The sequence below is a fragment of the uncultured Alistipes sp. genome (assembly GCF_963931675.1).
Taxonomy (GTDB): Bacteria; Bacteroidota; Bacteroidia; order Bacteroidales; family Rikenellaceae; genus Alistipes.
On sequence record NZ_OZ007039.1, the window covers coordinates 2,045,372 to 2,062,245 of the forward strand.

Here is a 16,874-nt window from a genome sequence, read left to right on the forward strand (position 1 = left end):
GGTCGGGGACGGGTCTCTCCTGCAGGGTCGAAACCATGCGGAGGGCGGCACGCATCCGTGTCCGGGTCTTTTATGTTGTAAAAAGTAAAAAAATGTTTCGGCGTCGCCCTGACGTCCCGCGGGTTCGGCCTGTTCGGCAAGGCAGGTCTTCTGACTCGCTCCCGCGGCACGCCTTCCCGTCCCCGAGGGGACAGTGGCAAAGAGTGTGCAGCCGTTTTCGGAGCTTACAGCTACGGGCATAGTCCCTGATTTGCACAGGAGTTCCCTTTTGATCCCGGGCCGGCAGCCGCCGGCTGGGAACCTTGCTCGGGAACAAAGATAGGGATAGTTCCGGGACGGGCAACCTTTTTTGGAAAATTTTAATGAACAAGTTATGAACAACGCCCCGAATCCCCTTCCGGAACACTTGCGGGGCGGTTGTCGGAATTCCACGCCCCGAATCGGGACAAAAGCGGCGGATCCGTGGCGAATCCCGGGAAAAATTCCTACCTTTGCCGGCGGTTATGAAAGCATCGCTCAAAAAGAGGTACGCTTCGTGGGGACCCGACCGACTGGTTCTCTGCTGGCTCGGGGTGTGGTGGCTCGCCAATGTCATCCAGGCGGGTTGCACGCAGCTGGCCAACGACGAGGCCTACTACCACATGTTCGCCGAACGCCTCTCGTGGGGCTATTTCGACCATCCGCCCGTGACGGCGCTGCTCGTCTGGCTCGGTGAACGCCTCTTCGGCGGCGAACTGGGCGTGCGGTTCTGCTTCACGCTGCTGCAACCCCTCTACCTGTGGGTTGTGTGGCGGCTGATCCGCCCCGCGGAGGCCACGCGCCGTGACGCCATGCTCTTCGTCACGATCGCGGCCGCGACGCTCATGCTGCAGCTCTACGGCTTCATCGCCGTGCCCGACGGTCCGCTGCTCTTCACCGCCGCCCTGTTCCTGTGGGCGTTCCGCCGCTTCACCGAGGAGCGGCGCGGGGCGTGGCTCTGGCTCGGCGTCACGATGGCCCTGATGGCCTACAGCAAATACCACGGGGCGCTGGTCGTCCTGTTCGCCCTGACGGTCACGCCGCGGCGTCTCTTCCTGCGCCCTGGCCTCTACCTGGCCGGTGCGGTGACGCTGTTGCTGCTCGTTCCGCACCTGCTGTGGCAGTACCACCACGACTGGGCCTCGTTCGCCTACCACCTCTCGGGCCGCAACGCCGTTTTCCGCGTGAGCTACGTCACGGACTTCCTGGCCAACATGCTTGTGGTCTTCAACCCCTTCTTCGTGCCGCTCTACGTCCAGGCGTGGCGCAAGACGAAGGCCCGCACGCCCCTCGAACGGCTGCTTCGGCTGCTGCCCGTGGGCTTTATCGGCTTCTTCCTGCTCTCGTCGCTGCGCGGCTACGTCCAGCCCCAGTGGGTGATCGTCGCCTCGTTCGGGCTCCTCTACCTGCTGTTTGACTACGCCCGGCGCCATCCCCGCACGCGGCGCTACGTCGTGCGGGCCGGTCTGACGACCGTGGCGCTGGTTGCCGTGGTGCGGCTGGTGATGATCTTCAACCCGACGGACATCCGCTTCGAGGTGTTCCACAACCCCGAGAGCTACGGCGCCATCGCTGCCGAGGCGGCCGGGCGTCCCGTGGTCTTCCGCCACGGCTATGCCACGGCGGCCAAATACGCCTTCTATACGGGCGGCGAAGCCTACTGCCAGCCCAATATCCGCTACCGGACCCACCAGTGGCAGTTCCGCGACGACGATACGCGCTTCACGGGCCGCGAGGTGCTCGTCGAGTGCACGCCCGATGCCGACTCCACGCGCGACGTGCGGACCATCCGCCTGGCCAACGGCCGGACCTTCACCTGGTTCGTCGACCCCTCGTTCCATCCCTTGCGGCGGGTCGACATCTCCTTCGAGGGGCTTTCGGAACGGGTCGCTCCGGGCGATACGCTGCACCTGACGCTGCGGCTCGAAAATCCCTATCCCTACGCCATCCGCATCGGGGAGGGCGACACGGAGCTGACGATGCTCTGGAAACACGGCCGCTTCCGCGTCGAGGAGTTTGTGACCGGGGCGCATTTCACGCTGCCGGCCGATACGGCGGTGATGCGGGAGGTGCGCTTCGTGGTCCCGGAGCAGCTGACCGGGGAGACGTTCGACGCGGGCTTTGCCCTGCGCCGTGACGGTTATACGAATTGGTTTAACGGAAAACCCGTCCCGACCGAGGTCGGCAGGAGGTTTGAATAACGATGATTGAACAGTTTCTGAAATTCTGTGCGGTCGGCGGTTCCGGGGTGTTCGTCGATTTCGGTATCACCTACGCCTGCAAGGAGTGGCTGCGGCTGAACAAATACGTGGCCAACTCGCTGGGGTTCCTCTGCGCCGCGACCACGAACTATATCCTGAACCGCATCTGGACCTTTCACAACGAGAATCCCGACATTGCGGGGCAGTACCTGCGTTTCCTGGGCATTTCGCTCGTGGGGCTGGCCATCAACAACGCCACGATCTACGTGCTGCACGGCCGTTTCCGCCTGAACTTCTACCTGGCGAAGCTCTTCGCCATCGGCGTGGTTACGTTCTGGAACTTCTTCATGAACTACTTCTTTACATTCTGACACCGCCTTGTCCTGTAAATAGAGAGACGCATCGGAAAGCCCGGTGCGTCTTTTTTGGGAGTCTGTACAACTCCTCTCCGACCCTATTGAACGCCGATGAGTTGCCGCTTTTCGGAGAGTGTCGGCGGGGTGCGGATGAAGGCCGTCCAGCAGATCCGCAGCCAGAGATAGACCAGCAGCCAGAGGTTGATCTGCCAGTCGTAGAAGATCTGCATGATGCCCGGCGGGCAGAGCACGTCGACGGGCATGACGACGACGATGATGAACGTCGCCCAGTAGACGATGCGGTCGACGAGGTTCAGCGCATCGCCGCGCTTCATGCTCCAGTACCAGAACTGGTAGGCGATGAGCGTGATGACGTAGGTGTGTCCCTCGCTGGAGTTGCTGAAGAGGATGACGTAGCCCATCAGCACGGCGAGCGCGGCCAGGCGGAAGAAGGGTTGCTTCCATTTGCGGAAGTTGGCTGCGAGTCCGGCGGCGAGCAGGGCGAGGACGCCGATTTGCACCCACATCCGGACGGGCAGCAGCCCGAGAGGCCGCAGGTAGAAGAGATTCATCCAGGTGCGGGTATCCTTGTGTTCGGCAAGCGCCGTGATCCACTGCCCGTAGTAGTCGGGGAGTTCGGCGAAGGGCATGTTGACGGCCGGAGCGACGAGGAAGGCCGCTCCGATCAGCAGGGCATAGGCGGCGTTCCGCCAGAAGTGGGGGTAGCAGAGCAGCAGTCCCAGCTGGAAGATGCCGTAAACCTTCGTGAATCCGGAGATCATCATCAGCAGCACGGCCCAGAATCCCTTGTCTCGTTCGAGGAGCGAGTAGGCGAAGAGGAACATGTATCCCACGGCGACGTTGTACTGGAACGAGAGCTGCGTGCAGGCGAGGATCAGGAAGGTGTAGAGGAACGACTTGCACTTTTCCTCGCGGGTGAACCGTCCGGGGAGGGTGAAGATCGCCGCGAACCACATCGAGAAGTTGAAGAGGTTCCAGACGAAGGGCCCGAGCCACGCGGGCAGGTAGGCGAACGGTGTGAAGAGGATGTTGAACAGGGGCCCGTAGAGGAAGTAGTCCAGATGGGGTGCGGCCTGCGACCAGTTTTCGCCGTAGGGAGCGATGTGTTGCCAGAAGAGCTTCGTGGATTCGGCGAAGATCATGAAGTTCCTGTGGCGTCCGCGGGCGACCTCCGAGAAGGTGAGGGCCAAGACGAGCAGCATCCCGAGGATATAGAGGTTCCGCGGGTTGAGGAAAAATTCGGAGATGCGGTTCCAGAGGGTTCGGCCAGCCCCCCCCCGGCTTGTTCGGATCGTTGTGCTTGTCATGGCTGGCGGCGGGGGTTACCGGCGTTTGCGGATTGTGCGGAACGGGAGCCCGAGCACCCCGAAGAAGGCCTCGCGGAAGATGCCTCCGGACATCTTCGAGACGCCTTCGCAGCGCTCGACGAAGATGATCGAGACCTCGTGGAGCTTGAGCCCGAGTTTCCAGGCGGTGTATTTCATTTCGATCTGGAATCCGTAACCCTTCATGCGGATGGCGTCGAGGTCGATGGTCTCCAGAGCGCGGCGGGAGTAGCAGACGAATCCGGCCGTGGCGTCGCGCAGCGGCATCCGGGTGACGGTGCGCACGTATACCGACGCGAAATAGGACATCAGCAGGCGCGACATGGGCCAGTTGACGACGTTTACGCCCTTGACGTATCGAGATCCGACGACCACGTCGCAGTCGCCCTCGACGGCGGCCTGGTAGAGATGGACCAGGTCGTCGGGATTGTGCGAGAAGTCGCAGTCCATTTCGCAGATGTAGTCGAACCCGTTTTCGAGGCCCCATCGGAATCCGGTGAGGTAGGCGGTGCCGAGTCCCTGTTTTCCGGCCCGTTCGAGCAGGTGGAGCGTTCCGGGGAACTCCTTCTGGCGCTCCTTGACGATGGCGGCCGTACCGTCGGGCGAGCCGTCGTCGATGACGAGCATTTCGAACGGTTCGGGCAGGGAGAAGACCTTGGAGATCATCTTCGAGATATTCTCCTTTTCGTTGTAGGTCGGGATGATAACGAGTTTGCGCATGACGAGTCGGCCGTAAAGGTTTTGGAGGGACAAATATACGATTATTTTCCGAAATCCGCTTTTTGCCGCTTCTATTTTGTGTTTCGGCGCAGCGAGCGGGCGAAATCCTTGTCGGCCGTGGAGACGCGGAGGGATTCCGTGATTTTCTGAATGGACTTGTTGAAGGTCCAGTCGTCGAGCGGGCAGGCCTCCGCGAGCCAGCGGCGCATCCGCTCGGGGAACTTCACGAAGCAGACCGAGACGGCCCATGCGACCCCCATGCGGGCGTAGTAGGCCTCGTGCCGGAACGCCTCGAAGCGGCGGAGCAGGGCTTCGAGATGCTCTTCGTCAATGAAATTCGCGGTGGCCATGACCACGGCGAAGCGGATGTCGTATTCGGCTTCGGAGCGGAAGTAGGGCTGGATGAAGTGCCACATGGCTTCGCGTTCCGCCGGGCGGAGCCGCCAGCAGAAGCAGTCGCAGAGGGCCCAGTTGTCGATCCGGGGGACGAACCGCGCGACGAGGGCGAGTTTTTCGTCGATCGGACAGCGGACCGCGCCGATGACCATCCCCTGCAGCATCCGCTCCTCGAACCAGCGGCAATCGTCGCGTGCCACGAACTCCCGCCAGTTGCCGTCGCGGGCGATCTGCCGGGCCAGCTCCCGCAGCTGCGGGATGCGGATGCCGAGCATCTCCCCGGCACCGGGGATGATCCGGGCATTGAAATCGCGGTAGGCCGGGTCGGCCATTTCGCGGAGGGTTTCGGGGAGTTTTTCGAGAAAGTCCATATTTTTCGTGCGTTTTTCGTGCGTTTTCCGGGAACTTTTCGGCTTTTTTCGGGCCCTTTCGAAAAAATACGTTGGTTACCGCCTTTTGGTTTCAGGGAAACCGTTCGTTTACCGTTTTCCGAACTTCGGCGTAATCCCGATAAACACGGCGGCATTCAACCGCGGCATGGGGCGTCCGAGCACCGACTGATACTCCTCGTTGAAGAGGTTGTAGATGCAGCCCTTGACCGAGAGCCCGAGACACCGGAATTCGAGCCTTTTCTCCAGGGCGATGTCGTTCATCAGGTAGGGGGCGACGCTTCCCAGCACGCCGAGGTTGTTGTCCGACATGGTGTACCGTCGGCTGTACCACTGCCATTTGTAACTCAGCTCCCACCGCCGCCAGGTTACGCGGGCGGTGCAGGCCGCGGACCAGATCGGAATGTAGACCAGCTGCCTGCCGACCGACTCGTCGGCCGCGGAGAACTTGTCGCCGCGGTTGATCGAGCGGGTCCAGGCGAGGTTCCCGTTGAAGGCCAGGCACCAGCCCCCGGAGGTGAGGGTTTCGGCGGCGACTTTTCCTTCGACCCCGTAGCTGTGTACGCGGCGGATGTTGATCGGGGTGTAGACGCCCTGCTTGGCGGTTGCGATCCAGAGGATCCAGTCGTCGATGCGCGAGTCGAAGGCCGTGGCCGAGAGACGCAGCGAACTGCGGCTGCTTTTGAGCGACGACTCGACGCCGGCATCCCAGGTCCAGCCGCGTTCGGGGTCGAGATCGGGGTTCCCGCCCGGCTGGAAGTAGAGGTCGTTGAGCGTCGGGTAGCGGTAGTTGCGGGCTCCGGAGGCCTTCACCACGATGTTCCCCTTCCTGGAGAGCAGCCAGTCGACGAACAGCGCCGGAATGAGGGGCGTGGTGCGGTTGCCGTAGAGCTCCCAGCGGAAGTCGGCGGCGATTCCCAGCCGCGGTGTGGGGCGCCACTTGGCCGAAGCGAAGGCCGAGAGTTCGAACCGCTCCTGACGGTAGAGCGTATCGGCGCGGCGCCCCGAGGTGGCGTCGATGAGCGAGAGGTCGCCGCTGTGGACGCGGTGCTGGTGGGCCGAGAGGTTGGCCGAGAACATCCACTTCTCGTTCGGGGCGTATTCGGCCTCGGCGCGGGCGAAAAAGGTGTGGATGCGGCTCCGGGCGTCGGTCACGGGGGTGAAGTTCCCCTGCCCGTCGGGATCGGACTCCATCAGGTAGCGCAGGTCGTCGTAAGTATACCCGGTCCGCACGCCGGTCTTGACCTCTCCGAAGAGCCGGTCCCAGGCGGCGACGGCCCGCAGCGTGCGTTCGGTCTGCGAGTTGCGCTTCTCGTGCGTGGAGTTGCGGTCCGAGGAGAGCAGGGCCAGCCCGCGGTCGGTGTCGAGATACCAGGCCGCGAACGACAGCCGGTCGCCCTGCCGCGAGGTGTAGTAGAGCTCCTGCAGGAGGTGCAGGTCGCGGAATGCGCCGTTTCGGTTGCGCTGCAGGGGGTAGTAGTCGTCGACGATCTGCCCGTTGGCGTCGGTGACGAACTGCTTCGAATCGTAGTTGCGGTATCGGAAATCGTTCTCCGAGGTGCTGACCAGCACGCGGGTCGAGGAGCTCCAGCGCTTGCCGCGGTAGCTCAGGCGGAGGAACTCGTCGAAGGTGGTGAACGACCCGATTCCCTGCACGTACCGCATCGAGAATCCGGGGGTTTCGGGCTCCTTGGTTCCCAGGGTGACGGCGCCGCCCAGTCCGCCTCCGGTGATTCCCACGGAGCTGGCGCCGTGGTAGATCGCGGCGTCGTCGACGAAGTAGGAGGGGATGAGCGAGAAGTCGACCTGCCCGAGCATCGGGGAGTTCATCTTCATGCCGTTCCAGGTGACCTGCGTGTGGGAGGGTGCCGTGCCGCGGAACGAGGCGGTGGCGAGTGTTGCGCGGCCGTAGGACTTGATGAAGATGGTCGATCCGGCGCTCAGGGCGTCGGCCAGCGACGAGGAGATGTTTTCGCGCAGGATGGCGCTGTCGAGCACGGTGCGCTGCACGCCGATCTCCTTCATCGGGCGCACGCCGGCGATCTCGACCTGTTCGATGTCGATGGTGCGGGCCGTGGAGTCGCGCTGTGCGAGGGCGGGCCCGGCACAGAGGAGCGTGAGGAGTATGGCGGCGGAGCGCAGCACGTCGGGCTATTCGGCTTGGGTGACGGTGCGGTAGCAGCCGACGGCGCACACCTCGGTGGAGATTTCGCCCACGTTGTTTCCGGCCTTGCAGTTCACGCCGGTCTGGATCTTCACGAAGTCGATCTGGCGGAGGTTGGCGGGGTTTCCGTCGGCATCCACGGCATTCGAGATCTTGAATCGGTTTTTCGTTCCCGCACCGTCGATCGTCGAGGCGTTGTCGACATATCCCCAGGCGAAGGAGGTCATGTCGTAGATGCCCGTCTCCTGATCGAACAGGACGTTGTCCGGGAGCCGTGTTCCGGTGTAGGAGAGCGGCTGCACCCAGGCCGGGACATAGCTCTGCGTGTGGAGGGAGACGCGGTCGATTGTGTCCTTTCCGCCGTCGTTGTCGGTCCAGATGACGGTGCCGTCCGGCTGTTCGGCGTAGGTCGCCCCGTATCCGAAGACGGCGTTGGCGTACTCGCTGCCTTTGAGTTCGTACCAGGTTTCGCCGAGGTGCGATCCGTCGCCGTCGGCATCCTGCGCCACCCAGACGATTCCCGGTTCGGAGGAGCCGTTGAAGGAGTTTCCGGTGACGTAGAGGTCGTAGTCGCCCGTATTGGGGACGGGGGTGTCGAATCCGAGGACGATGTACCCGCCCCAGCCTCCGAGGGAGACGTACCCGTAGGAGGCGATTTCGGCTCCGGCGTCGGGCTCTCCGCCCATTTTGAGCCGGGCCTGTGCATAGGCGACGGCCTCCGCGGAGGTGGTGATCGGTGTGTCGGCGGGGAATCCGGCCTGGGGGTTGTTGATGAACTGCCCGGGGGCGGGGGTGTATTCGAGGACGCGTGAGGCGGCCTCCTCGATGCGCGAGGTGGTGATCGTCTCGCTCGAATTGCAGGCCGTAGCCAGGAGCAGAATCAGGGCGTATTTTTTCATGGAGTCTGTTGTTTATTGTCGTTTGAAACAGAAGGAGCCGGGGATGATCCCCACACGGAGCGTATCGACGGCCTGGCCGTCGGGCGAGAACCGGTAGACGGCGGCGTGCTGGACGTAGTCGATGGCGTCGGCGACATAGAGTTCCGCCGTGTCGGGGTCGACCCCCAGGCCGTAGTAGAGGGTTCCGGCGTAGGGGAGGAAGGGCGTTGCGGGAAGCGACTCCGCATCGGCCTCGATGCGCCAGACGTCACGGGCGATGAAGTAGATGCGGTTGTTGCGCGCATCGAGCGTAAGTTTCGACGGGGGCGTATCGGCCGGGAGCTCGAACCACCGTTCGATTTCGAGTGTTGCGGGGTCGATGCGCCACAGCGCCGGGGCTTCGCCGTCGCGGCCGTCGGTGGCGGTCCAGAGTTTTCCGTTGCCGTCGAGCAGCAGCGAGTTGGGCTGCCAGCCCACGGTGAGCGAATCGACCAGGCGTTCGGTTTGGGTATCGACGACGAGGATCTTGTTGTCGTAGGACCAGCAGTTGACGAAGAGGCGGTTTCCGACCTGCACCATCTGCTCGGTGGAGCGGTGTCCGTTCATGTCGATGCGCGTGCGGATTCGGTTGGTGCGGGTGTCGACGACGGAGATGCGCGGGTCGTAGAGGTCGGTGACGTAGGCGGTCTGCCCGTCGACGAAGTGGATGTAGCGGGGGGATACGACCTCCTCGATGAGCCCGGTAATGCGGAACGTGGAGGGGTCGATGACGTAGATCACGCCCGAATTGTTGACCACGACGTATCCCTTCCCGTCGTGGAGGGTCATCGACTGGGCGACGTCCCCGAGTTTCATGCCGTTTGCGCGGAGGAAAATGTCGTTTTCGACCTTGCGGGTTTCGGGGTCGTAGTAGGAGAGCGAGGCGTTGTCCCACATGAAATTCCCCTCGCAGGTGATGAAGATGCCGCGTCCGGAGCGGCTGAAAGCCTCTTCGGACTGGGGTCCGTACTCCATGCAGGCCCCGGCGAGGAGCGCGAGGCTCCAGAGTATGTATCGCATCGAGCGTTTCATCGGGTCATGAACCGTTTTTGGGTCACAGCCCGGATTCCGTGCGGGAGAGCAGCATGTCGAGAGGCGTTCGGACTCGCTTCGGACCCCATTCTCCGCAGGGTTTTCGGGCAGACAGGCGACGGCAGGTCTTCTGACTCGTTACCGTTCCGGCGCCTTCCCGTCCCGTGGCGGGGGACAGTGGCCAAGAGTGCCGGAACGCGGCATGTAACTCACAGCAGCGGGAACTGTTGCCGATTCTCACGGCATTCCCTTTTAATCCGGGGCATCCGTCCGGATGCCGTTCGGAACCGTTGCGCGACAAAAGTACGCTTTTTTCCGCGGAACACCATAAGGTTTCGAGCAAAAAGGTTATCTTTGTAAAAAAAATAGCCGGATGATGCCACTTTCCGTATATCGGGTGACGGAGTATTCCGAGGCGTTGCTGCGTTCGTTGGGGACGTTGCTGCTGCCGCAGTTGTCGCCGCGGCTGGGGACTTTTGCGGAGGCGCGGCTGCGGGCGATGCTCGCGCACCCCGCGACGGCGCTGTTCGTTGCCGAGGCGGAGGGACGGATCGTGGGAATGCTGACGCTGGCGTGGTACGACGCGCCGTCGGGCCGCAAGGCGTGGATCGAGGATGTGGTGGTCGATGCGGCAGTGCGGGGTCTCGGTCTCGGGGAGGCTTTGGTGCGTGCGGCGCAGCGTGCGGCGGCGGCCGAGGGCGTGGAGCGGGTGCAGCTCACCTCGAACCTTTCGCGCAGGGCGGCCCGGGCCCTCTACCGGAAATGTGGATTCAACGAAGCGGAAACCACGGTTTTCGTTTATAAAACGGATACGGAATGAAAAAGTTCGTGAAGATTCTGGCCACGATCATCGTGGTGATTCTGGCGATCGCACTGATTGTGCCGATGGCCTTTCGGGGCAAGATTGCCGACATTGTGAAGCGGGAGGCGAATGCGATGCTGGTTGCAAAACTGGACTTCGAGAAACTCGACATCAGCCTGTTGCGCCATTTCCCGAATGCCTCGGTCGACCTGAAGGGCCTGACGCTCGTGGGTGCGGACCGCTTCGAAGGCGATACGATTGTTGCGGCACGCCGCATTTCGGTGGTCGTGAACCTGATGTCGTTGTTCGGCGACAGCGGCTTCGAGGTGACGAAGCTGATCCTTGCGGACCCGGCGCTCCATGCCCGCAAGCTGGCCGACGGGGCCGTGAACTGGGACGTGATGAAGCCTTCGGATGAGGAGGCTCCGGAAACGGACCCGGCGGCGGAAGCCGAAGCGGCGGAGGGTTCCTCGTCGTTCCGGCTTTCGGTCCGGGATTTCCGCATTTCGGGCGCGGTGATTCGCTACGAAGATGACTCGACCCGGATGCGCTTCTCGACGGATCCGCTGACGCTGCGCCTGCGGGGCGACCTGTCGGCCGACCGCACGAACCTCGACCTGCGGCTGAAAACCGAGCGGACGAACTTCGTGTCGGGCGGGATTCCGCTGTTGAGCGATGCCGAGGCGGAGCTCGTGGCGACGATCGACGCCGACCTGGCGAACCGGCGCTTCACCTTCTCGGACAATACGTTCCGGCTGAATGCCATCCAGGTGGGGCTCGACGGCTGGGTCGAGATGAAGGATGACGTCGTGGCGATGGATATCAAGGCCGGCTGCGACGAGGTGCAGTTCAAGGATGTGCTGTCGCTCGTTCCGGCCTTCTATACGCGGGAGTTCAAGAACCTGACGGCGGGCGGCGAACTGGCGCTGTCGCTGTGGGCGCGCGGCGAGATGCGCGGTTCGGAGCTTCCGGCCTTCGAGTTGAAGAGCGAGGTCCGCAACGGCAGTTTCCAGTACTCGTCGCTTCCGAAGGCGGTGACGGACATCAACCTGGCGGCGCGGATCGCCAATCCGGGCGGGGTGATGGACCGCACGGAGGTCGAGCTTTCGAATTTCGGGCTTCAGATGGCCGGGAACAAGATTTCGGCGACCTTCTATGCCACGAACCTGGCCAGTGACCCCACCTTCCGGACGGGAGTCGACGGGCGGCTCGATCTGAGCTCCGTGAAGGAGGTCTATCCGCTGGAGAAGGAAGTCGGGCTGGCGGGTTGCATTATGGCGGACGTACAGTTCTCGGGGCGGATGTCCGACATCGAGAAGAGCCGCTACGAGAGACTCGGCGCCAAGGGTACGTTCGTGCTCGAAGGCCTGGACCTGACGCTCGAAAACCTTCCGCCGGTCCATATCCGGCGTGCTGCGGCGACGATCACGCCGGCGGAGATGACCCTCGGGGAGTTCGGTCTGACGGTCGGGGAGAGCGACCTTTCGGCCAACGGTCAGTTGAACGGTTACCTGGGTTACCTGCTGCGCCAGGAGACGCTTTCGGGACGCCTTTACGTGAAGTCCGAACTGCTGGACCTGAACGAAATCATGTCGTCGCTCTCCGAGGGCGGGGAGACAGCGGCCGAAGCGGAGGAGCCTGCGGGGGAGTCTTCCGACGCGGCGGCTGCGACGGCTCCGGAGATTCCGCGCAATCTGAACCTCTCGCTCAGTACGGAGTTGCAGAAGGTTCTCTTCGAAAAAATGACCTTCGACAACATCCGGGGGGAGATGCGCATGGCCGACGGTATGCTGTCGCTCAACGGACTCTCGCTGGGGGCCTTCGGCGGCAAGGCTACGGCTTCGGGCAGCTACTCGACGGCCGCGGATCCCGCACATCCGTCGCTGAAACTCGATGCCGACTTTGCAAACGCCTCGTTCCGGCAGACCTTCGAGCAGTTGGAGATGGTGCAGCAGCTGGTCCCGATCTTCGCCAAGACGGGCGGCGACTATTCGTTGTCGTTGCATCTGCAGACGTCGCTCGACGCGCAGATGTCGCCCGACCTCAAGACGCTCTCCGCATCGGGTGAAATCCGCTCGGAGAACATCGACATCCAGAATATTGCGGCATTCGATGCCCTGGCCGATGCGCTGGGCAACGACCGCCTGCGCAAGATCGAGGCCAAGGATGTGGCGATCCGCTTTGCCATCCGGGAGGGGCGGATTACGACCGAGCCCTTCGATCTGAAAATCGGCGACGTCGGGGTCAACCTTTCGGGTTCGACGGGTCTCGACCAGACGATCGACTATCAGGCGAAGGTGGCCATTCCGGGCGGCGGCGTCCTGCAGACGGTCGGCGTGAACATCGGCGGGACGTTCACCTCGCCGAAGATCACGCTCGGGGTGAAGGAGGCGGTCGAGGAGGCCGTGACCAACGTGGTCAACGAGCAGCTCCAGAAACTCACGGGCAGCGAATCGCTCTCGGAGGAGATTGCCAAACAGGCCGACAACATCCGCGCGGAGGCCCGGAATGCGGGTCAGAAACTCGTCGAGGCGGCCCAAACGCAGCGGGACAAACTCGTGGAGGAGGCCGCGAAGAAGGGAACGCTGGCGAAACTGGCGGCGCAGAAGGCCGGGGACAAACTGGTCGAGGAGGCCGAGAAACAGGCTGCAAACCTCGAAGCCGAGGCCGAGCGCCAGATCGGGAAACTCACTGCTCAAAAGGAATAACCGATGCTGAAAATCTTTGCCGTCCTTGCGGGCGGTATCCTGACGGGGCGCCTGCTGCTTGGCCGGCGCCTCTCGTTTGCCCAGCCCCTCATCACGGTGATCATTTGGGCGCTGCTGTTTCTGCTGGGACTGGAGGCCGGCTCCGATCCTGCGGTGGTCGGGGGACTGGCGACATTGGGGGCTACGGCCTTCGTGCTCTTCGCCTTTTCAGTGGCGGGGAGTATCCTTGCGGCGTGGGGGCTGTGGCGGTGGATCGACCGGCGGAAGGCTGCTGCCGGGGTTGGCGATGCGGCCTCGGAGCCTGCGCCCGGGGTCTCCGGGGCCCCCGGGGAGACCGGTGCGGCCGGAGCGGAGACCTCGACCTGGAAAGCCCTGAAGGGGAGCCTGACGATCGTCGCCTTTTTCGTGGCGGGATGTGCCGTCGGCGTCTGGGCCGAACCCGATCTGAAGGGCTCGGCGGTCAGCACATGGGTCCTGTATGCGCTGATGTTCTGCGTGGGCATGACGCTGGGCAACGACCGCACGCTGGTCGAGCGGATCCGCCAGCTCGACCGTCGTCTGGCGCTGCTTCCTGTAGCGACGGCCGTCGGAACGCTCGGCGGGGCTTTGCTGGCGGCGCCGCTGTTCGGTGCGGATTCGGCGGTAACCTCCGCGGCCGATTCGCTGGCTGTCGGGGCGGGTTTCGGCTACTATTCGCTGTCGAGCATCTTCATCGCCGATCTGCGGGGCGCCGAACTGGCGACCGTGGCGTTGCTGTGCAACATCCTGCGGGAGCTCTTCACGCTGCTGGCGGCGCCGCTGGTTGCGCGGTGTTTCGGGCCGCTGGCGGCGGTTTCGATCGGCGGGGCGACGACCTTCGACACGACACTCCCGATCATCACACGCGCTGCGGGACGCCCCTACGCCGTGGTGTCGATCTTCCACGGCTGTGCGCTGGATTTCAGCGTGCCGTTCCTCGTGACGCTCTTTTGTTCGCTCTGACGGCTCCCGGAGGCGGAAAAAGCGGCAGGACCGGGGATTCGGCCCTATCGCTTGATGTAGGTCTGCAACGCCTCGACATACTCCGCGAAGGCGTCGCGCCCGGCGTCGGTGATGCGGCAGACGGTGCAGGGCATCTTGCCGCGAAAGGTCTTCTCCACGTCGATGTATCCCGCCTTGGCCAGTTTGTCGAGCTGCACGGAGAGATTCCCGGCCGTGGCGCCGGTCTGCTGGCGGAGGAAGACGAAGTCGGCACTTTCGACCCCGAGGAGGACCGACATGACGGCAAGCCTCAGTTCCGAGTGCAACAGGGGATTCAGTTCCTTGAACATGACGCTATTTTTCGTGACGGGTCCGGTAGTTGATGATGTGGCCGGGGATGACCATCATCACGACGAAGATCGCCGCAAAGATCAGAATTTCGTTGTTGAGCATGCGGCAGTCGATCTGCTGCGGGTCGGGCAGTTGTTCCAGGTAGAAGTCCCAGAGGGCGATGGCCGCCGTTCCGGCCATGCCGAGAAGTCCGGCTGCGGTGTAGACTTTCGAGCGGACGATCAGCCCGGTTGCGGCGGTTCCGATCGACATCACGAGGGTGATCAGCGCAAAGAGACTCGGGCGGTAGTTCCATCCGTGGAACAGGCAGAGGATGAAGATCGGGACGAGCGCCAGCGAGCAGACGATCCACAGCGAGTTGACGATGCGGTCGATTTCGGTGCGGGGTTCGGAGCTCTTCTTTTCGGGGAAGAGCCGCATGAGGAGGATGCCCAGCACGGGGATGAGGAACCACGAGAGGCTCCACGCCGGATCGGCCCCGGCGATGTTGAGCGAGTAGTTGAGCAGCGAGACGGCCACGGTGGTGTATCCCCAGATGAGGAACGGGCGTCCCGAGTGGCGTTCGAGCCGTCGGCGGGTGTTGCGGATCATGCGCGTGATGAGTTCGATGCTCTCCTGCGCGTCGAGTTTTTTCTCTTCCATGTTGACTGTTTTTTTGAGGGTTTTCGATTGTGTCTCAGGTTGCAGTGGGCCGGTCGTGAAGAACCGGCGGGCTCTTGTCCGGCATCCTGCGGCAGTGCCGGATTCCGGGTGTTACTCCTCGTCGTCGAAGTCGAAGAGGTAGAAGACCAGCGAGAGGAGCAGCTGCAGTCCCCATCCGCCGATGACCCACAGCACCCACCAGTAGTGGGGCGAGGTCAGCCAGTTGACGACGGCCAGAAAGGCGCACGTCACGGCCCAGACGATGACCTGCCGGGCAAATCCCCGGGCAAAACGGCGGCGTTTGGCAACTGCTTCGGCAGCGGCATTCTCTTCTGAAGGGCAGTACCCCTTGCCGAGGGGTTTCATGTGGTCGGTAGCTTCCATCTTCTTTGCTTTTAGAGTGTGGTTTCGATCTTGTATCCGTGGCCTCGGAGTGAATCTTTGATGCAAATATAAAGTAGTTTATTTTATAAACCAAATTTTCCGGCGGAAAAATTGACCGGAACAGGGGTATTTGTGTTGAATTTTGTGAAATTTTCAAATAGATCGTCAGTTTTTCTTGAAAAGTGAAGTACTTTCGTTATTTTTGTGTGACAAAACCAACAACACGAGTGCCTATGAGGAAATAGCCTGATTAAAGGGACATATCGACATAAAAAGCGTTAACTTGTATTCTTGTTTCTGAAAATCGCCAAATCAAAGAAACTCCCAAGAGTAAAAGTTGATGCTCACGTTGTTTTTCAACGTGGGCTTTTACTTGTTTGGGAGTAGGGTGTTTGGCGATACCTCAGAAACAAATAAGGTTAAAGGTCCGCGTTTTTTATTGTCCGGATCCCGAAAAAACAAGAATTGTAACGGACCGATAATAAATGAAAAACCTTATTGTAAAAAGAATGAAACGTATTGTTTTCAGTGGGGCAATTGCCTTTGTTTCCCTGTTTTTGTTTTCAAGTTGCTCGACGTTGAGCAGAACCAGCGCCTCCGCGCCGTTTGCCTATACGGAAGTGCATCCCAATGAGATCCGGGCCGACCTCGATTTCAACACGTCCGACAAGATTGAGGGCACGGTTCATGTCGGATACCTGCTCGGTGTAAAGGTAAGCGGCGGACGTGAATATGCCGAGGTGTTGAGCACCAACAACAGCAAATCCATTTTTGGGCTGCGGGGCAAGCGCATTCGCTCCATGGCCATGGCCAAAGCATTGGAAGGATCGGACTATGATATGATTATCAATCCGCAGTATGAAACCCGGCGCAACCGGATTCTGTTCGGCTTATGGACTCGTTATACCGTGACGGTGAAGGGTTACGGAGCGAAGGTCAACAGACTCTATCAAACCGACGAGCCGTCCGACAGGCAGGATATCCCCTTGACGAGAGACTGATCCCGGACTTTGAACTGCGAAAATCCGATAACTTGAAATACAGTTATCGGACTTTTTGTTTCAGGATGGTTCGTTGCAATAGCAGCCTCTGTACGCCCCCTCCCTTGGTGGGTGCGGATGCGGCTTCCGACCCTTCGCTACGCTTCGATCCGATATCCTTCTGCCAGCAGCGGCTCCCACTCGGGGTGACGCTGGATGTAGCGGATGATGAACGTGCACTCCGGAATGATCCGCACGCCCCGTTCGCGGAGGGCTTCGAGCGTCGATTCGACCAGCTCGCGGCCGATTCCCTGCCCCTCGAACGCGGGCGGCACGATCGTGTGGGTCAGCCGGTAAATACCCTCCCCGGCGGGTTCGTATTCGACGTAGGCAATCCCTCCGTTGAGGTGGAACTCATAGCGGTTCCGTGCCGCATGGTGGATGAGTTGAAACCGTTTTTCCATCTTTTTTGGTTTTGAATCGCAGCGGAACGTTTCAAATTCGGTTC

Annotated in this window: 16 protein-coding genes and 2 riboswitches; of the genes, 6 read left to right on the plus strand and 10 right to left on the minus strand. The window is 61.8% G+C overall.

The window, feature by feature from the left end; translation table 11 throughout:
• Window positions 1-122: 122 nt before the first annotated feature.
• Window positions 123-320: riboswitch (cobalamin riboswitch) on the minus strand.
• 183 nt (window positions 321-503) lie between these two features.
• Both ABGT65_RS08745 and ABGT65_RS08750 read left to right on the plus strand, forming a co-directional pair.
• Window positions 504-2,219, plus strand: coding sequence for a glycosyltransferase family 39 protein (locus ABGT65_RS08745; protein ID WP_346701410.1), 1,716 nt, complete (start codon window positions 504-506; stop codon window positions 2,217-2,219).
• 2 nt (window positions 2,220-2,221) lie between these two features.
• Window positions 2,222-2,590 (plus strand): GtrA family protein, encoded by a 369-nt coding sequence (locus tag ABGT65_RS08750; protein WP_346701412.1) that lies wholly within the window; start codon window positions 2,222-2,224, stop codon window positions 2,588-2,590.
• 83 nt (window positions 2,591-2,673) lie between these two features.
• Here the strand turns inward: ABGT65_RS08750 and ABGT65_RS08755 are convergent, their stop codons facing one another.
• The 6 genes from ABGT65_RS08755 to ABGT65_RS08780 all read right to left on the minus strand — a co-directional run bounded on the left by ABGT65_RS08755 (window position 2,674) and on the right by ABGT65_RS08780 (window position 9,539).
• Window positions 2,674-3,903, minus strand: coding sequence for a glycosyltransferase family 87 protein (locus ABGT65_RS08755; RefSeq protein WP_346701414.1), 1,230 nt, complete (start codon window positions 3,901-3,903; stop codon window positions 2,674-2,676).
• Between the two features lie 15 nt (window positions 3,904-3,918).
• Complete coding sequence (locus tag ABGT65_RS08760; RefSeq protein WP_346701417.1) at window positions 3,919-4,641, minus strand: polyprenol monophosphomannose synthase; 723 nt, start codon at window positions 4,639-4,641, stop codon at window positions 3,919-3,921.
• 71 nt (window positions 4,642-4,712) lie between these two features.
• Window positions 4,713-5,408, minus strand: a complete 696-nt coding sequence (locus ABGT65_RS08765; protein ID WP_346701419.1) for a DNA alkylation repair protein — start codon at window positions 5,406-5,408, stop codon at window positions 4,713-4,715.
• 108 nt (window positions 5,409-5,516) lie between these two features.
• Entirely contained in the window at window positions 5,517-7,571 is a 2,055-nt protein-coding gene (locus tag ABGT65_RS08770; RefSeq protein WP_346701421.1) for a TonB-dependent receptor domain-containing protein, read from the minus strand.
• A 6-nt stretch (window positions 7,572-7,577) separates the two neighbouring features.
• A complete protein-coding gene (locus ABGT65_RS08775) occupies window positions 7,578-8,489 on the minus strand; it encodes a hypothetical protein (protein ID WP_346701423.1) in 912 nt (303 codons plus the stop codon).
• Between the two features lie 12 nt (window positions 8,490-8,501).
• Window positions 8,502-9,539: a YncE family protein gene (locus tag ABGT65_RS08780; protein ID WP_346701424.1), complete on the minus strand. Its 1,038-nt coding sequence runs from the start codon at window positions 9,537-9,539 to the stop codon at window positions 8,502-8,504.
• 102 nt (window positions 9,540-9,641) lie between these two features.
• A riboswitch (cobalamin riboswitch) is annotated at window positions 9,642-9,846 on the minus strand.
• A gap of 66 nt (window positions 9,847-9,912) precedes the next feature.
• Here ABGT65_RS08780 and ABGT65_RS08785 point away from each other — a divergent pair.
• From ABGT65_RS08785 to ABGT65_RS08795, 3 genes are read left to right on the plus strand one after another with little or no spacing between them, the layout of a single operon-like run.
• A complete protein-coding gene (locus ABGT65_RS08785; protein WP_346701426.1) occupies window positions 9,913-10,359 on the plus strand; it encodes a GNAT family N-acetyltransferase in 447 nt (148 codons plus the stop codon).
• Window positions 10,356-13,049, plus strand: a complete 2,694-nt coding sequence (locus tag ABGT65_RS08790; protein WP_346701428.1) for an AsmA-like C-terminal region-containing protein — start codon at window positions 10,356-10,358, stop codon at window positions 13,047-13,049. Before ABGT65_RS08785 ends, ABGT65_RS08790 begins: the two co-directional genes overlap by 4 nt.
• Before the next feature lie 3 nt (window positions 13,050-13,052).
• On the plus strand, window positions 13,053-14,030 hold the full coding sequence (locus tag ABGT65_RS08795; RefSeq protein WP_346701430.1) for a lysine exporter LysO family protein: 978 nt from the start codon (window positions 13,053-13,055) through the stop codon (window positions 14,028-14,030).
• A gap of 44 nt (window positions 14,031-14,074) precedes the next feature.
• Here the strand turns inward: ABGT65_RS08795 and ABGT65_RS08800 are convergent, their stop codons facing one another.
• The 3 genes from ABGT65_RS08800 to ABGT65_RS08810 form a co-directional block, all read right to left on the minus strand.
• Window positions 14,075-14,359 carry a transcriptional regulator gene (locus ABGT65_RS08800; RefSeq protein ID WP_346701431.1) on the minus strand — a complete coding sequence of 95 codons (285 nt, stop codon included), beginning with the start codon at window positions 14,357-14,359 and terminating at the stop codon, window positions 14,075-14,077.
• Between the two features lie 4 nt (window positions 14,360-14,363).
• Window positions 14,364-15,002, minus strand: a complete 639-nt coding sequence (locus tag ABGT65_RS08805; RefSeq protein WP_346701433.1) for a hypothetical protein — start codon at window positions 15,000-15,002, stop codon at window positions 14,364-14,366.
• Between the two features lie 111 nt (window positions 15,003-15,113).
• On the minus strand, window positions 15,114-15,386 hold the full coding sequence (locus tag ABGT65_RS08810; protein WP_346701435.1) for a 2TM domain-containing protein: 273 nt from the start codon (window positions 15,384-15,386) through the stop codon (window positions 15,114-15,116).
• A gap of 509 nt (window positions 15,387-15,895) precedes the next feature.
• On the opposite strand from ABGT65_RS08810, the gene ABGT65_RS08815 reads away from it, so the two are divergent.
• Entirely contained in the window at window positions 15,896-16,387 is a 492-nt protein-coding gene (locus ABGT65_RS08815; protein ID WP_300256417.1) for a hypothetical protein, read from the plus strand.
• Window positions 16,388-16,524: 137 nt separating this feature from the next.
• Here ABGT65_RS08815 and ABGT65_RS08820 read toward each other — a convergent pair whose 3' ends face one another.
• On the minus strand, window positions 16,525-16,830 hold the full coding sequence (locus ABGT65_RS08820) for a GNAT family N-acetyltransferase (protein WP_346701437.1): 306 nt from the start codon (window positions 16,828-16,830) through the stop codon (window positions 16,525-16,527).
• Between the last annotated feature and the right edge of the window lie 44 nt (window positions 16,831-16,874).

Bases quoted from the DNA above. Each gene is read 5' to 3' on its own strand.
- ABGT65_RS08750 (WP_346701412.1), top strand. From the start codon at position 2,222: ATGATTGAACAGTTTCTGAAATTCTGTGCGGTCGGCGGTTCCGGGGTG.
- ABGT65_RS08810 (WP_346701435.1), bottom strand. From the start codon at position 15,386: ATGGAAGCTACCGACCACATGAAACCCCTCGGCAAGGGGTACTGCCCT.
- ABGT65_RS08805 (WP_346701433.1), bottom strand. From the start codon at position 15,002: ATGGAAGAGAAAAAACTCGACGCGCAGGAGAGCATCGAACTCATCACG.
- ABGT65_RS08755 (WP_346701414.1), bottom strand. From the start codon at position 3,903: ATGACAAGCACAACGATCCGAACAAGCCGGGGGGGGGCTGGCCGAACC.
- ABGT65_RS08800 (WP_346701431.1), bottom strand. From the start codon at position 14,359: ATGTTCAAGGAACTGAATCCCCTGTTGCACTCGGAACTGAGGCTTGCC.
- ABGT65_RS08775 (WP_346701423.1), bottom strand. From the start codon at position 8,489: ATGAAAAAATACGCCCTGATTCTGCTCCTGGCTACGGCCTGCAATTCG.
- ABGT65_RS08795 (WP_346701430.1), top strand. From the start codon at position 13,053: ATGCTGAAAATCTTTGCCGTCCTTGCGGGCGGTATCCTGACGGGGCGC.
- ABGT65_RS08780 (WP_346701424.1), bottom strand. From the start codon at position 9,539: ATGAAACGCTCGATGCGATACATACTCTGGAGCCTCGCGCTCCTCGCC.
- ABGT65_RS08765 (WP_346701419.1), bottom strand. From the start codon at position 5,408: ATGGACTTTCTCGAAAAACTCCCCGAAACCCTCCGCGAAATGGCCGAC.
- ABGT65_RS08815 (WP_300256417.1), top strand. From the start codon at position 15,896: ATGAAACGTATTGTTTTCAGTGGGGCAATTGCCTTTGTTTCCCTGTTT.
- ABGT65_RS08785 (WP_346701426.1), top strand. From the start codon at position 9,913: ATGATGCCACTTTCCGTATATCGGGTGACGGAGTATTCCGAGGCGTTG.
- ABGT65_RS08790 (WP_346701428.1), top strand. From the start codon at position 10,356: ATGAAAAAGTTCGTGAAGATTCTGGCCACGATCATCGTGGTGATTCTG.
- ABGT65_RS08760 (WP_346701417.1), bottom strand. From the start codon at position 4,641: ATGCGCAAACTCGTTATCATCCCGACCTACAACGAAAAGGAGAATATC.
- ABGT65_RS08745 (WP_346701410.1), top strand. From the start codon at position 504: ATGAAAGCATCGCTCAAAAAGAGGTACGCTTCGTGGGGACCCGACCGA.
- ABGT65_RS08820 (WP_346701437.1), bottom strand. From the start codon at position 16,830: ATGGAAAAACGGTTTCAACTCATCCACCATGCGGCACGGAACCGCTAT.